This window comes from Hymenobacter lucidus (genome assembly GCF_020447265.1).
Lineage (GTDB): Bacteria > Bacteroidota > Bacteroidia > Cytophagales > Hymenobacteraceae > Hymenobacter > Hymenobacter lucidus.
The window spans coordinates 143,847-156,281 of sequence record NZ_JAJADR010000006.1 but is presented as its reverse complement, the minus strand read 5'-3'; the positions used below and the strand labels follow the sequence as shown (position 1 = coordinate 156,281).

The following is a 12,435-nucleotide window of genomic DNA, read 5'->3' as shown; positions in this document are numbered from 1 at the left end:
CAGACAAGCATTTTTTTAGCCATAGGCCAGCAAGAGTGCTTAGGAGGCGGCTTTAGCGGAGTGGTGTGGCAGGCACCCCCGGCTGGGCAGCTTTTATGTTGGCGGCTACTTCCACCATCGGCGCTACCCAGATGTCCTTTTCGTGGTTCTTGAGGTAGCGCAGCAGCTGGCGGTGGGCTTGCAGATCCACGTTCAGCGCGTGGCCGCCGCCTACGCCGTGAAACAGGAACACGAGCAGCGTGTGCGACTTTTCGGCCTGCTTCACCAGGTCAATCAGGTAGTCGCCCGACTGCCCATTAATCATGTAGCTGTTGATATTGGTCAAATCTACCTGCGGGGCCGTTTGCAGACCGGCCCTGACGCCCCGGGCGGCCACAAAATCGTTCTGAAGCTGATCGTAGAACCGGACGCCGCCGATGGTCAGGTCGCCGCAGGGGTAGGCGAAAGTGCGGGCCGTTTTGCCGTCGATGGCGCTCAGCAGTACATTGTTGGCGCGCACTTCACTCACGGCCCGGCTCACAGTATATTTGCTCAGGTCGTTGTCGGGCGTCACAAAGCCGCGGCCGGGCAGGCTGCCGTCGCAGGGGTGCATCAGGGCGTGGTTGCCCAGCTCGTGGCCGCGCTGGGCCGCGCTCCGCCACTCGGGCAGCCGCCGGGCCACCACCGGTGAGGAGCCAATCAGGTAAAACGTGCCGCGCAGCTTAAACGAATCGAGGGCCGGCACCACGTTGTCCAGGTCCACGTCGATGGCGTCGTCGTAGGTAAGCACCACGGCGCACTGCTTGTTGTTCCAGGAGCTGGAAGACTGGGCGGGGCTGGCGGCAGCGGTGAGCAACAGGGCCGCGGTCAGGAGCTGATGTTTTATCATAGCAAGGCGAATCGATACAGGGTGGGCAGCCAAACGTTTCCGCGGGGCTGTTAGGCGCGGCCGGCTGGTTTGGAGCGGTCTAGGAGGCGACGATGGTAGTTGATCTGGCCCAGGTGGTAAGCCAGGTGGGTGGCCAAATGCACCAGGAAATACTCGGTCGAGGTTTTGGCGTCGAAGACCAGCAGCGGATACTCCTGCGCCATAGCCGCCAGGGGCAGCTCCCGCAGGGCATGGTCGACGATGCGGGCGGTTTCGGCCACCTTGGCTAGCAACTCAGCCCGGGGTACGTTCTTTAGAGAAAATTCCAGGTCCCGGTTACGGGTGTAGGCCACGCCGCCCAGCTCCGCACCGATATAGGTATTCAGGTTGCCGACCAGGTGCAGGCAGAGGTTGCCGGCCGAGTTGGCTATAGTTTTCTCGACCACCCAAAGCTGCGCTTCATCCTGGTAGGCTTCTATTTCGTGCGTCAATCGGCTCAGGTCGCGGCTAAAGAGCAGACGTAAGGTTTCGGAGAGCATAAGTGGAACGTATCGGGTAAAGAACAGGGTGTGCGTTCGGGCCATGAATATAAGAGCCGCCCGCGAATCGGGGAGTCCGGCCGGATTCACGCAGTTTCGGCTCCTGCCGGCGGGGCGAGAAAGTCTGCGCCCGGCGGCCGATGCTTATTCCACCAGCTGCACTTCCACCCGGCGGTTGCGGGCATCAGGCGAGGGATAAAGCGGGCGGGTGTCGCCGTAGCCAGCGGTGCCGATGCGCTCGGCGGCAATGCCGGCCTGCACCAGGTACTGCTTCACTACCTGGGCCCGCTGCTCCGACAGTACCAGGTTTTTCTGCGGCTCCCCGATGCGGTCTGTATGCCCCAGCACCCGGATTTTCAGGGCCGGGCGTGCCCGCAGCTCGGTGGCCAGCTGGGCCAGGGCGGGCTGGCCCTCGGGCAGCAGCTCGGCCGTGCCCAGCCGGAACAGCACGGTAGGCAGTACCACGGGCGTGGCGGCCAGTGGGGGCAGCACCGGGCGGCGCACCGTATCGAGCGGGGGCAGCGGGGCCGGGCGCACGGTATCCAGTGGGGCCGGGGCGGCGGGCGGTGTGGGCTTGGCGGGCGCAGACTTCGGCGGCGGGCTGCCTTTCACTTGCACCGTGATGGGCACTACAGCGCCTTGGCTGGTAGGGTAGTAGCCCTGGGTGAGGTAGAAAGTAGTGGTTTTGGTCAGGCGTGTGCGGTAGGTGTTGCCCGTGGCCACGGGCTGTTTCAGGCTGGCATCGGCGTACCAGCGCACGTTGCGGCCCGACACGCGGATGGTGGTTTCGGTGGCCGCCGGTACCGTTTCGGCCGATTTGAGCTTAACCCGGTAGAGCGTGAAGGTGCCCACGTCGCAGTCGCCGACGGGGCGGTAGGTGGCGCGGCCGGTTAGCTTTTCCTGGGCGTCGTCGTAGGTGAAGCTGATGTAGCCCTCGCACCAGTAGCTGAAGGGTGTGCGGCCGGTTTCGCTGAGCTTGCGCACGTGCTCGAGCCGCAGGCCGGCCGCCGTGCGGGTGGCTTTTACCTGGAACGTGGCCGTGATGCCGGGCAAGCCACCCACTTCCTGGTAGAGCACCCCAAACAGGCTGCCTGCCTTGGCTTGCTGCAGCCGCAGCACGGCCGGCCAATTGCTGTCGGCCTCGCCGGTATCGGTTTCCACGCCCTGCCAGATACCCGATAACGACTGCGCTGGCGCGGTGAAGGATGAGAGCAGCACTGCCAGAAGCAGCCAGAGCCGATGGTGTTTCATGCCGTTGTCAATAGCTATAGTTATAAAACGGAAAGAAGCCCCGAAAATACATGCTACGGCAATACGCGGCCAGCCCGGTCGCAACAACGCGGTTCAATCGGTTGGCAACAAAAGCGCCGCCCGGATTGCGGGCGGCGCGGTAGAGGCAGTGCTCAACAAACGGTGGTGGGACTTCGGCGCAGGCCTATTCGTCGGAGCCGGACTGCTGCGGGCCGCCGCCCAGCATCAGGGCCAGCATCTTCATGCCCACCTGCATTTCATCCTTGGCGTAGTCGAGCACCGGAGCCGTGGTTTTGATCTTGAGGTCCTGGTCGGTAATGGCTTTGGGCTGCACGCTGGCAAACTCGTAAACCATGCGCTGCTTACGCTCCTTGTCGAAATACACCACCAGGCGGGTGATGCCGTGGGTTTCGGCCACGTACACGGGGTGGGCAAAGTTGAGGCTCTGCGGAATCTGGGCCGAAGTCCACACGTCGAGGGCGGTGGGCTTGTTGGGCAGCTGGCCGGGCTCGGGGGAGGTGGTTTCAGCGGCGCCGGGCTTGAGGGTGTAGGTGGTTTTCTGGCTGGGGTAGCCGGATACCAGGGCCGTTTCGGTGCTGGTTTTGGCGGTGTAGTCCTGGGCCGTTACCACGATGCTCTGCCAGGTTTTCTTCACCGAGGCGGCATCGTAGGTGTAGTTCACCGTCTGGGGCGTCGATTGCGAGGCCATCAGCAGCAAGCCTTTGTGGGTGGCATTATTGAAGTAGTTTTCCAGGTGGTAGGTTAGCGCGTCGGTGGTGGCGCGGGCCTCCTGGCCCCGGCAGTAGATCGTACCCTTGCGCGGCAGCATCATGGCCCCGATGGTCATGGCTGGGCTGAGCTTGGCGGCTTCGGTTTGCAGCTGCTGCTGCTCGGCCGGGGTGAGGCTGGCCGCCAACTGCTGCATCTGGCCCTGAATGTTGCCTTTGGCCGGGTCGAGCTTGCTGAGCAGCTTATCGTAGGGGTTGCCCGGCAACGATACGCGGGTGGTGATGATGCCCTGGGTGAAGGGAGCCACGGCGAGCGTAGCGGTAGGCGCGGGAGCCGAGCCGGCCGCTACCAGCAGCGCCGCGAAAGGCAGCAGGGACCAGGTAAGTGCGTGTTTGAAGATCATAGCAGAGAGGATGGTGAAGAGGGGCGCAAGCTATATAGATAAATTCTAATGCGCCCGGCCGCCTATTCCTTGTAGTATTCCTTGATGGGAAACGAGCGGGTGGTGGTAGTCCAGCGGCCGTTGGTTTTGCGGCGGGTTTTTACCACCACGTTTTCGCCGGCCCCGGTAGCATTTTCCTCGATAGTCAGCACTTCGCTGAGGCCTTTGCCTGGTAGTACTTCGTACTCGGTGGTCAGGTGCCAGCAGCAGCCGCTCTTCTCGAATGTGACCAGGCGTTTACGCTTCTTATCGACCATAAACATGCCCAGCTTTTCCGACGCCAGGGCCGTTAGCTCGGCGCTGCGGATGAATTTGCGGGGGCGGCTGGCGTACACGTACACGTCGTAGGAAGGGCCGCCGTAGCCGCTGTTGTTGCCGTTGCGAATGGCCAGATCTTCGGTGCCGTCGAAGTTGAAATCGTCGAACAGCAGCGGGCTTTGCTCGCCGTACAGCTCCACGGTCTTTACCGACGGCTGCTGGCGGCTGTCGAGGTAGAAGGTGAGGTCATCGGACGTGAAAGCCTGGACCAGCTGCTTGGTTTGCTGGTCGTAGAGTCGGATGGTGCCCGCGCCCTGGCACTGGTCGGCCTCGCAGCCGGCAACGGTGACCGTGGCCGAGTAGCGCGCTGAGGCCCGGGAGATGGTGAACGTACGCTGGGCGCGGCTGACAGTAGCCGCCCCGAGCAGGCAGACTAGCAAGAGGAAATGACGCATAAAACGGTAAAGGCGGAACCACGACGCTCAGTAGGGCAAGCCGGTAGCAGGGACGAAAACTCTACCCGGCCGCGTGTTGAGCGGTAAGATGCCGCCGGGCAATAGCCAGAAACTCGTCTTTCGACAAGTAGCGGTTGAAGAATTCCTCCAGACTGCCTACGGCGGTTATTTCCTGGAAAAAGACTTCGTGGTCGGTGCCGTACACGGTCGGGTTTTCGGGGTTAGGGTCGCCCGGGCACACAAAGTAGTGGTCGGGAAAGCCGTAGGAATAGCAGATGCAGATAAACTCCAGCGGCCCGCCGGCCACGGTAAGGGCTACCTCTTCGGCCGTGACCAGGCCCTCCAGCTCGCCATAGTCGGGTGTACCGGGGGTGAAGGGCGTAAAGCGAAAAGGGCGAAAAAAATCCTGCCCGTAGGGAAGCTGGTGGTCGGCGAAGAAATGCAGGAGCAGCGCCTCGTAGAAGGCCGCGGGGTTGGCGGTATACAGCGCCCGATGCTGCTGATAGAATTCGTCGAGGCCGAAAAGCTCTTCCGCGTAGTGTCGGGGATAGAGCGGATGGGGAAACGAGGTGGCGGCCAGAAACTCGGCCAGGTCGGTGGTGGCAGCGGCGGTGGTGGTGCCGCCGAGGCGGTGAATCTGCTGCCGGACTTCGGGTTTCATGCGGGCGGCTGGTAAAGAGTGGTGCTGGTTGACGGCAGGGCCGGTTAGGGCCGGACGCGTGTTCCAGCCAAACCGGGAGCTTATTTCTTTAGTACCAACTCGGCCTTTTTGATTTTCAGCGTGGGGTTGGCTGCAGCTACCAGGCGGGCCTTGAAGGTGTAGGTACCCGTTTTAGGAATCGTCAGATTGCCGTTTTTGCCAGTGAAGCTCCAGGTGACTTTGCCATTCATGTCAGTCTTGACTTCGCCCACCGTCATGTTTTTCTCGGTGGGGTCCAGTTCGAGCTGCTGGTAGGGCTGGCCGTCTTGCAGCACCTGCACCTGAAAGCGCACCGGGGCCTCGCCCTCGTAGGCCATGTCCATATCCGACCACAAAGCCAGCTCCTCGCCCTGTTGCAGCGGCAGCGCGGCTTCTTTCATTACTTCCCGCTCCGGCGTGCTGATGGTGTTGATGGACAGGCGAGCTACTTCTTTGCCAAACAGGCTGCCGCAGGCACTGAGCGGCACGGCCAGCAGCAAGGCCGCCAAAAACTTAGGAACAACGGATACAGAGTAGGAATGCAGCATAGTTGAAGGGGTTTGCAGGGGTAAGCTTAGGGGTTTTTCCGCAAAGCCCAACCATTGGGCCCTTCCCACCACTGCCTGGGACTACTGCTTACCACAGCTCGCCACCCAGGCTAGTAATCGTATTTGGCCCGGTGCTGGATGCGCTTTTCCCAGCGCTTGCGCTTGGGGGCAATGGAGCCGCGCAGGTACTTTTCCATCACCATTACGGCGCAGGGGGCAGCGGCGGTAGCGCCGAAGCCGGCGTTTTCGAGGTACACGGCCACGGCTATTTTGGGGTTGTTAGCGGGGGCAAAGCCAACGAAGGCGGCGTGGTCGTCGCCCTCGTCGTTTTCGACGGTGCCGGTTTTGCCCGCCACCGTGATGCCCACATCGGCGAGGCTGGAGGCGTCGGCGGTGCCGCCGCGCTGTAGCACGGCTATCATGCCCGGGATGAGAGCTTCGAAGTTGGCGCTGTCGATGAGGGTGTGGTGCCGGCGGGTGAAGCGGTCCAGGGGACCATTCTCGCCGATGCCGCGCACGAGGTGGGGCGGGTAGTACCAGCCGCGGTTGGCAATGATGGCGGCCATGTTGGCCATTTGCAGCCCGGTGAGGTTGATTTCGCCCTGCCCGATGCTGAGCGAGTAGATGGAGCGGTAGGTCCACTGGCGGGTACGGCGGGCCTTGTCGTAGTAGGCCGGGGTGGGCAGGAAGCCGGGGGCTTCGCGGGGCATATCGACGCCCAGCACCGAGTCGAGGCCGAAGGAGCGGGCATAGCGGCGCCACTGCGCCAAGTTGTGGTGGCGGGCGGCCACGGTGTCCTGCACCAGGGAGTCGGGCACATGGTTGATGACGTTTTGCAGTACCTGGTAGAAGTAGGGGTTGCAGCTGTACTTCAGGCCCAGGGTCAGGCTCCGGGCCGGCTTGTGGTAGTGCACGCAGCTCACCAGCGACTGGTCGCAGCGGAAGCCGGTGCCGGGCGTGATGGCGCCCAATTGCAGGGCCACGGCGGCATTCACGAGCTTAAAAACCGAGCCGGGTGGGTTGGCCAGCATGGCGGGGCGGTTGAGCAGGGGCAGGTTTTCGTGCTCCAGCAGCTCGGCACGGATGCCGGCCTGGTCGGGGGCGGTGATGGTGGCGGCCGGGTACACGGGGGCCGATACGTAGGCCAGGATTTCACCGGTACGCGGGTCGAGGGCCACGAGGTAGCCGCGGCGGTTGCCGAGCAGCTTTTCGGCGTAGGCCTGGAGCTTGGCGTCGAGGGTCAGATGCAGATCCTGGCCCTGCTGAAAGGCGGTGTCTTTGGCCCAGGTGCCGTGCTGCTTGCCTTTGGCATCGACCAGGGGGTGGAGGTATCCGTGGTGGCCGGTGAGCAGACCGTTGTAGTAGGCCTCCACGCCGCCGTTGCGCAGGCGGTAGAAGCGGCCCCGGCCGGTGCGCTTCGCCTGGCGGAAAAAGGGTTGGGCCTCGGTGCTGCGGTAGCCTAATACGGGGGCGCCGGCGGGGGTAGTGTAGGTGCGTTGGTAGCGTTCGGTGAGGGTAAGCTGGGGTACGGTGGCGCTGCTGTCGCGGCGGATACGCGCGGCTTCCTTCTTGGTGAGGCGCAGCTGCACGGCCACGCCGTAGGCACCCGGGTAGGGTAGCGCCTCCTGGATACGGCGGCGCACGGTGGTCGAGTCCCAGCCCAGCAATTGGCCCAGGGCCAGGGTATCGAGGGCGCGGCGGGGGAGCTTGAGCAGGTATTGCAGGCGGGTATCGACGAGCACCGAATCGTTCCGGTCGAGGAGGCGGCCGCGGATGAGGGAATCGGCCACGACCACGCGGCGGGGCGTGTAGGTTTCGCCGGTGCTGGGGTCTTTGACGGGGGCGCTGGCGGGATGGTCGGGGGAAGAGCAGGCGGTAAGGGCCACTAGCAGGGCTAGCAGCATATTTCCCCACCGGTAGGGAGCAGTGCGCATGGGTAAAGCTAGGCAATTGCGGGGTGGCGGGGCAGGGCTTTTCGGTGAATGGGCGGTTTTGCTATGCTGGTGGGGTGCTGGGGCGCCCCGGGCGTGTGCCTCAGCACCCCCGGCCGCATCTGCTGGAAGCGCAGAGTCTCCGAAAAGAGAGGGGGAGCCAGACGGAGCAGATAGTCGCTCGGCCTAGCTGGGTGGCGGACTACGCCGTCTTCACCGTCTGGATATCGGCTAGCTCGAAGGTGATATTGACCGTGCGGCCATCCTTGGGGCGGGTGCAGTGCGCCACGTAGGCCGGAATAGAGAAGAGCTGCCCGGGCGTGAGCTCCACGGTGCGGCCTTCCAGGTCGATGCAGAGGGTGCCTTCCAGCACCAGAAAGGTTTCGTCGGAGTTGGGGTGGTAGTGCCAGTAGAAGGGTTCGGTCATCACGCTGAGCCGCACGACGTGGTCGTTGACCAGGGTCAGGGGAATGTTCTTGTACTGATTTACCCCGTCCATTTCGGGCTGCAGGTCAATAACAGTGAGCGAAGCGGGGTGCATACAGGGCAGAGAGGAATGGTCGTGCCCTACTGTACGACAATTTGAGTAAAGGGGCGGGGATGAGCAAGCAAAGGCGCCTGGCGGGAAAATGGGCGGGGCCCGACGATGCCCGTGCTGGTAACACGACCACGCCGCCCGGATTGCTCCAGGCGGCGTGATTCGGGCGGCGTGGTCGTGTTGCGGCAGGGAAGTAGTTGCCAGCGGTGCTGAAGAGCAGTGCCCGGGCCGAGGTGGTGCCCGAGCTGGGCAAGCAGGGCCTGAAACCGGCTACGCTCCAGCCGTTGCACGACGCGTTGGCGGCGTTTCAAACGGCCCAGCCGGCCACGCGCAAAACCATCAACGAGCGGGTGGTAGCCGGGGCGGCGCTGGAGGAGTTGCTGGACGAGCTGATGGTAGAGGTGCGGCAGCTGGATGAGGATATGAAGGCCTTTAAGCTGCTGGATAAGGAGCTATATGCGGGGTATCGGCAGGCGCGCAAGCTGGTGACGACGGGTGGGAAAGGCAGTGGGGAGGATGGGGTGAAGTAGAGTAGCTTGCATAGGAAACGGCCCGCTCGGAAGAGCGGGCCGTTTTTGTATTTGGTCCTGGCTGGTAATGGTGCAAGTTTAGGCGCGGCCGTAGCTCGTGCCCAGCTGGGGGCTGCCCGCCCGGCTCACTCCACGGCGCGCAGGAAGGAGAGGATAGCCGGGCGGGAGGGGTGTTCGGGGGTGGCGGGGAGGTATTTTTGATCCAGAATGTGGCCCAGCTCCGGGTAGTTGAGGTGGCGGTAGGAGCGGGTGTATTTCTTTTCTTGTAGCCGGGCCATGAGCTGCTCGCACATGAGGGCCGCGGGCCAGATATCGTCCTGCGAGCTGGAAAGCAGCAACACGGCGGCTTTGCTGCGTTCCAGGGGAATAGCGGCGGCGGTGGCGGCGGGCTGGTTCTGGAGCGAGTTGGCGTAGAGCGTCAGCAGGGAGGTGGCGCCGGTGGCGTTGAAGGGCACCGAGGGCATGGGGCGGCCCTGGGCCGTCCAGCTGGAGCCGGGCGTCTTTTTCCAGTCCTTGAGGATGCCCGCCCACACCACGGAGCTGGGGGAAATGGCCACCACGCCCTTCACGGCCGGATACCGGCTGGCCAGCAGCAGGGCCAGCTCGGCCCCTTTCGACCAGCCGACGACTAGGATGCCTTTGCGCTTGCCGGGCGTCTGCTGGGCCAGCCACTTCATGGCGGTAGCGAAGTACTCCAGGGGAATGTTCTCCAGCTCGGCGGGCAGCGTGGGGACCTTGAAGTAGGCCAGCGACAAGACCGGGTAGCCTTGGTCGATGAACATTTTGGCCAGGGCGGTGGGCTTGCCGCCTTCCGCGCCCCCGAGCACCAGGATGCCGTATTTGGCATCTTTGGCCGTACCCGGCGTGTAGTCGCCCACCACGCCCGGGGGCAACTGCTGGCTGAGGGCGGGGAGGCTGAGCAAGGCCAGCAGGGCAAGGAAGAGGGCTTTCACGCGGCGTAAGCAGGAAGGTGTGGCCCTACAGATGGCGGCGGGTGGTGAGGCGTTGCCTGCGGGCGTGAAAACTGATTGGGGTACATTGCTATGCCGCTTCTGTAAAAATGACCCCGCCGCCCGGGGTGCTCCGGGCGGCGGGGTGGGAATGAAGGTTGTACCTCCACGCTATGGCTGGGCACCAGGTGCGACTGCGCCGAAACCCGCGCCAGTTTGGGCGCGGGTTGACTTAGTTAGCCGCCGGGTACCAGTTGCGCAGCCGAACGTCAATTTTCTTGTTGGCCGTAGTCACGGTTTTCTGGAAGCTAGCCACGTCGCTCAGGCCGCTCTGGCCCCGGTAGTGATACGGATACACAATGCCGGGCTTGAAGGCCAGGACGCCCTGCGCGGCCTGGTTTACGTCCATGGTGTAGGGCAGGTTCATGCACACGAAGGCCACGTCGATGTTCTTGAGGGCGCGCATCTCGGGCGTGTCTTCGGTGTCGCCGGAGAGGTACACGTTTTTGCCGCCCAGGTTCAGCACGTAGCCATTGCCCCGGCCTTTGGTGTGCATGGCGTCGGGGGCTTCGGGCAGGTTGTACATCGGAATGGCCGCCACGCTCATACCCAGTGTGTCGAGCTTCTGCCCGTTGCCCAGCACGCGGACCTGGGCTTTGTACTCGGCGGGCAGCTTATCGGCCACGGCCTGGGGCACGATCATCAGGGCCTTGCCCACGGAAAGACCCGCCAGCGTCTTGGGGTCGAGGTGGTCGCCGTGGATGTCGGTGATGAGGATGACATCGGGGGCGGCCAGGCCGGCGTAGGCGGCGGTTCCGCCGTAGGGGTCCACGTAAATGGTCTTGCCGTTCCAGGTGAACACCACGCTGCCGTGGGTGATGGGCTGCACCGTGAGCGGGCCTTTCTTGGTGGCAATCTGGTCGGCGGCGGCACGCGGCGCGGAGGCGGTTTGGGCTTGCGCCTGCGTGGTAACTGTCGCCAGGGCCGCCGCGAGGATAAGGGTAGATTTCATGGGGGTTTTATTGGTGGGGTTGGGAAGCAGCAGAAGCCGGTTCAGGTTGCTAACCCGGGGCGGGGGCGAAAGTTCTGGGGAGGTGTTTGGGGAGGGCAGCTGGCGTGTAACGCATGGGTGGAGTACAGAAAACGCCGCCTGGATTGCTCCAGGCGGCGTGCTTGTGACAGTACGGGATGTAGAGACGCATATTTGCGTCTCAATCGTTGTTTATCCCGAATCCGTGCGGGTGTTATCGTTCAACGACGAGACGCAAATATGCGTCTCTACATCGTGCTAACGGAACAGGTCTTCTTCGCCAGATTGTTCGTGCTGCCAGCGGGTGGGGTTGGTGAGAATGTAGTGGCGGATTTTGTCCAGCTCCTCAGGGCTGCGCACGACCCGGTCGTGGTAGCGGGGCTGCCAGGCCAGGGGTAGGCTGGCGCGGCGGGCCTGGGCGGCGGTGCCGGCTTTGAAACCGCGTAGGACGGCGGACAGGTTTTCGCGCTGGGGCGTGAAGCGGTTTTCGTAGTGCAGGGCTGGGGCAGGTTCGGTGGGTTTGTCGAACAGCAGCAGGCCGTGCAGATGGTCGGGCATAAGGATGAAGGCATCCAGAAGCACGAAAGGGAAGCGCTGCGGAATCTGCTGCCAGGCAGCGGAAACCAGCGCGGCTACGGGCGTGGGCGAGAGGTAGGCTTGGTCCCAGTCGTAGTCGGGCACTACGATGTCGCCGAAGAAGCGGGTGCGGTGCTGGGTGCAGATGGTAACGAAGTAGGCCCCGTTCTGCCCGTAGTCGTAGCCCCGCAGCCGAGCCGAGGCCACGCGGTAGGTATCGTGGTATAATTCGGTAGCCATAAATAGAACGATGTAGAGACGCATACTTGCGTCTCGTCGTTGAACGAGTACGCTGGAGTATAATGCAGGGTAAATAACGTCAGCAACGATAGAGACGCAATTATGCGTTTCTACATCCGGTGGTACCGCCCATTATAAGCTACCCTGAAAAGATTGGAATCAGTTAGAGGCTTGCCGAATCTGTTTAACTATATTAACGCTCTTTATCATGCCTTCTATATTGTTTGATAAGTCGTGATAAGGCTTGTCAGATATATACTCTTGCCAGCTATTAAAATAGCTGGATGCTTCATCAGGTGAAATCAGATGAAGTGCTGCTAAGACTGAGTTTTGATCAAACCATAGGTCTTTCTGCTTGAGATAAAAGTCAAGATACATTTTCAAGTATTCCTTCGACTGGTCTCCTCCAAATGTAGCCAAGGCCAAAGCATACCCTAAACCGGCATAACATACTTCACTCTTCAATAGGTGAACACCAATAATATCGGTCAGGTCAGTGTATCCTTTAATCGCAGCAAAATAAGCCCCCACAATTCTTGGCCGCCAGTCGAAGTCACCTAGTAATTGCTGGATAATTTCCTGGGTAATTTCTTTGGAGGCTGTGACAAATGCCTCCATCGTTTGATCATCGAGTCGGTTTATTGAGGGCATATAAAATTCCATGACCCATTTCTCAATAAACTCCTCTGAGAGTTCATCTTGATTTCGAAAAGCCTCAAGCTGCTCGAAAGGATTTCTGTGTTGTACAGTTGCTCCAGCTATATGCAAGGCAATTTCAGTAGCTTGATCCACACGTTTAAATAGCCTTTTCCAAAGGTTTGAACCTGTCATGATAGTCTCTTATGAAACATAAAAAGGGCGCTACCTCAGCAAGGTAGCGCCCTTTTTATGT

General features: G+C 61.9%; 14 protein-coding genes. 1 reads left to right on the top strand and 13 read right to left on the bottom strand.

The window, feature by feature from the left end; genetic code table 11:
• Positions 1-52: 52 nt before the first annotated feature.
• The 9 genes from LGH74_RS18965 to LGH74_RS18925 all read right to left on the bottom strand — a co-directional run bounded on the left by LGH74_RS18965 (position 53) and on the right by LGH74_RS18925 (position 8,220).
• Entirely contained in the window at positions 53-868 is an 816-nt protein-coding gene (locus tag LGH74_RS18965) for a polysaccharide deacetylase family protein (protein WP_226178050.1), read from the bottom strand.
• Between the two features lie 50 nt (positions 869-918).
• A complete protein-coding gene (locus LGH74_RS18960) occupies positions 919-1,386 on the bottom strand; it encodes a DUF1572 family protein (protein WP_226178049.1) in 468 nt (155 codons plus the stop codon).
• 144 nt (positions 1,387-1,530) lie between these two features.
• Entirely contained in the window at positions 1,531-2,637 is a 1,107-nt protein-coding gene (locus tag LGH74_RS18955; protein WP_226178047.1) for an OmpA family protein, read from the bottom strand.
• Between the two features lie 184 nt (positions 2,638-2,821).
• Entirely contained in the window at positions 2,822-3,769 is a 948-nt protein-coding gene (locus tag LGH74_RS18950) for a hypothetical protein (protein WP_226178045.1), read from the bottom strand.
• A gap of 62 nt (positions 3,770-3,831) precedes the next feature.
• Positions 3,832-4,521 (bottom strand): XAC2610-related protein, encoded by a 690-nt coding sequence (locus LGH74_RS18945; protein ID WP_226178043.1) that lies wholly within the window; start codon positions 4,519-4,521, stop codon positions 3,832-3,834.
• 61 nt (positions 4,522-4,582) lie between these two features.
• Complete coding sequence (locus LGH74_RS18940; protein ID WP_226178042.1) at positions 4,583-5,182, bottom strand: hypothetical protein; 600 nt, start codon at positions 5,180-5,182, stop codon at positions 4,583-4,585.
• A gap of 80 nt (positions 5,183-5,262) precedes the next feature.
• Positions 5,263-5,748, bottom strand: coding sequence for a DUF4198 domain-containing protein (locus LGH74_RS18935; protein ID WP_226178041.1), 486 nt, complete (start codon positions 5,746-5,748; stop codon positions 5,263-5,265).
• Positions 5,749-5,858: 110 nt separating this feature from the next.
• Entirely contained in the window at positions 5,859-7,682 is a 1,824-nt protein-coding gene (locus LGH74_RS18930; RefSeq protein ID WP_226178040.1) for a peptidoglycan D,D-transpeptidase FtsI family protein, read from the bottom strand.
• A gap of 199 nt (positions 7,683-7,881) precedes the next feature.
• Positions 7,882-8,220, bottom strand: coding sequence for a cupin domain-containing protein (locus LGH74_RS18925; RefSeq protein WP_226178039.1), 339 nt, complete (start codon positions 8,218-8,220; stop codon positions 7,882-7,884).
• A gap of 203 nt (positions 8,221-8,423) precedes the next feature.
• Here LGH74_RS18925 and LGH74_RS18920 point away from each other — a divergent pair, with 203 nt between their 5' ends.
• Positions 8,424-8,747 carry a hypothetical protein gene (locus LGH74_RS18920; RefSeq protein WP_226178038.1) on the top strand — a complete coding sequence of 108 codons (324 nt, stop codon included), beginning with the start codon at positions 8,424-8,426 and terminating at the stop codon, positions 8,745-8,747.
• Between the two features lie 125 nt (positions 8,748-8,872).
• Here the strand turns inward: LGH74_RS18920 and LGH74_RS18915 are convergent, their stop codons facing one another.
• The 4 genes from LGH74_RS18915 to LGH74_RS18900 all read right to left on the bottom strand — a co-directional run bounded on the left by LGH74_RS18915 (position 8,873) and on the right by LGH74_RS18900 (position 12,374).
• Entirely contained in the window at positions 8,873-9,700 is an 828-nt protein-coding gene (locus LGH74_RS18915; RefSeq protein WP_226178037.1) for an acyl-CoA thioester hydrolase/BAAT C-terminal domain-containing protein, read from the bottom strand.
• A 229-nt stretch (positions 9,701-9,929) separates the two neighbouring features.
• Positions 9,930-10,709, bottom strand: a complete 780-nt coding sequence (locus tag LGH74_RS18910; RefSeq protein WP_226178036.1) for an MBL fold metallo-hydrolase — start codon at positions 10,707-10,709, stop codon at positions 9,930-9,932.
• A gap of 276 nt (positions 10,710-10,985) precedes the next feature.
• Positions 10,986-11,543, bottom strand: coding sequence for a transposase (locus LGH74_RS18905; protein WP_226178034.1), 558 nt, complete (start codon positions 11,541-11,543; stop codon positions 10,986-10,988).
• 159 nt (positions 11,544-11,702) lie between these two features.
• Positions 11,703-12,374 carry a DUF6000 family protein gene (locus tag LGH74_RS18900; RefSeq protein ID WP_226178032.1) on the bottom strand — a complete coding sequence of 224 codons (672 nt, stop codon included), beginning with the start codon at positions 12,372-12,374 and terminating at the stop codon, positions 11,703-11,705.
• Positions 12,375-12,435: the final 61 nt, after the last annotated feature.

Excerpts from the sequence above, each read along its gene's own strand:
- LGH74_RS18950 (WP_226178045.1), bottom strand. The coding sequence starts at position 3,769 with ATGATCTTCAAACACGCACTTACCTGGTCCCTGCTGCCTTTCGCGGCG.
- LGH74_RS18925 (WP_226178039.1), bottom strand. The coding sequence starts at position 8,220 with ATGCACCCCGCTTCGCTCACTGTTATTGACCTGCAGCCCGAAATGGAC.
- LGH74_RS18955 (WP_226178047.1), bottom strand. The coding sequence starts at position 2,637 with ATGAAACACCATCGGCTCTGGCTGCTTCTGGCAGTGCTGCTCTCATCC.
- LGH74_RS18965 (WP_226178050.1), bottom strand. The coding sequence starts at position 868 with ATGATAAAACATCAGCTCCTGACCGCGGCCCTGTTGCTCACCGCTGCC.
- LGH74_RS18935 (WP_226178041.1), bottom strand. The coding sequence starts at position 5,748 with ATGCTGCATTCCTACTCTGTATCCGTTGTTCCTAAGTTTTTGGCGGCC.
- LGH74_RS18930 (WP_226178040.1), bottom strand. The coding sequence starts at position 7,682 with ATGCGCACTGCTCCCTACCGGTGGGGAAATATGCTGCTAGCCCTGCTA.
- LGH74_RS18945 (WP_226178043.1), bottom strand. The coding sequence starts at position 4,521 with ATGCGTCATTTCCTCTTGCTAGTCTGCCTGCTCGGGGCGGCTACTGTC.
- LGH74_RS18905 (WP_226178034.1), bottom strand. The coding sequence starts at position 11,543 with ATGGCTACCGAATTATACCACGATACCTACCGCGTGGCCTCGGCTCGG.
- LGH74_RS18900 (WP_226178032.1), bottom strand. The coding sequence starts at position 12,374 with ATGACAGGTTCAAACCTTTGGAAAAGGCTATTTAAACGTGTGGATCAA.
- LGH74_RS18960 (WP_226178049.1), bottom strand. The coding sequence starts at position 1,386 with ATGCTCTCCGAAACCTTACGTCTGCTCTTTAGCCGCGACCTGAGCCGA.
- LGH74_RS18940 (WP_226178042.1), bottom strand. The coding sequence starts at position 5,182 with ATGAAACCCGAAGTCCGGCAGCAGATTCACCGCCTCGGCGGCACCACC.
- LGH74_RS18910 (WP_226178036.1), bottom strand. The coding sequence starts at position 10,709 with ATGAAATCTACCCTTATCCTCGCGGCGGCCCTGGCGACAGTTACCACG.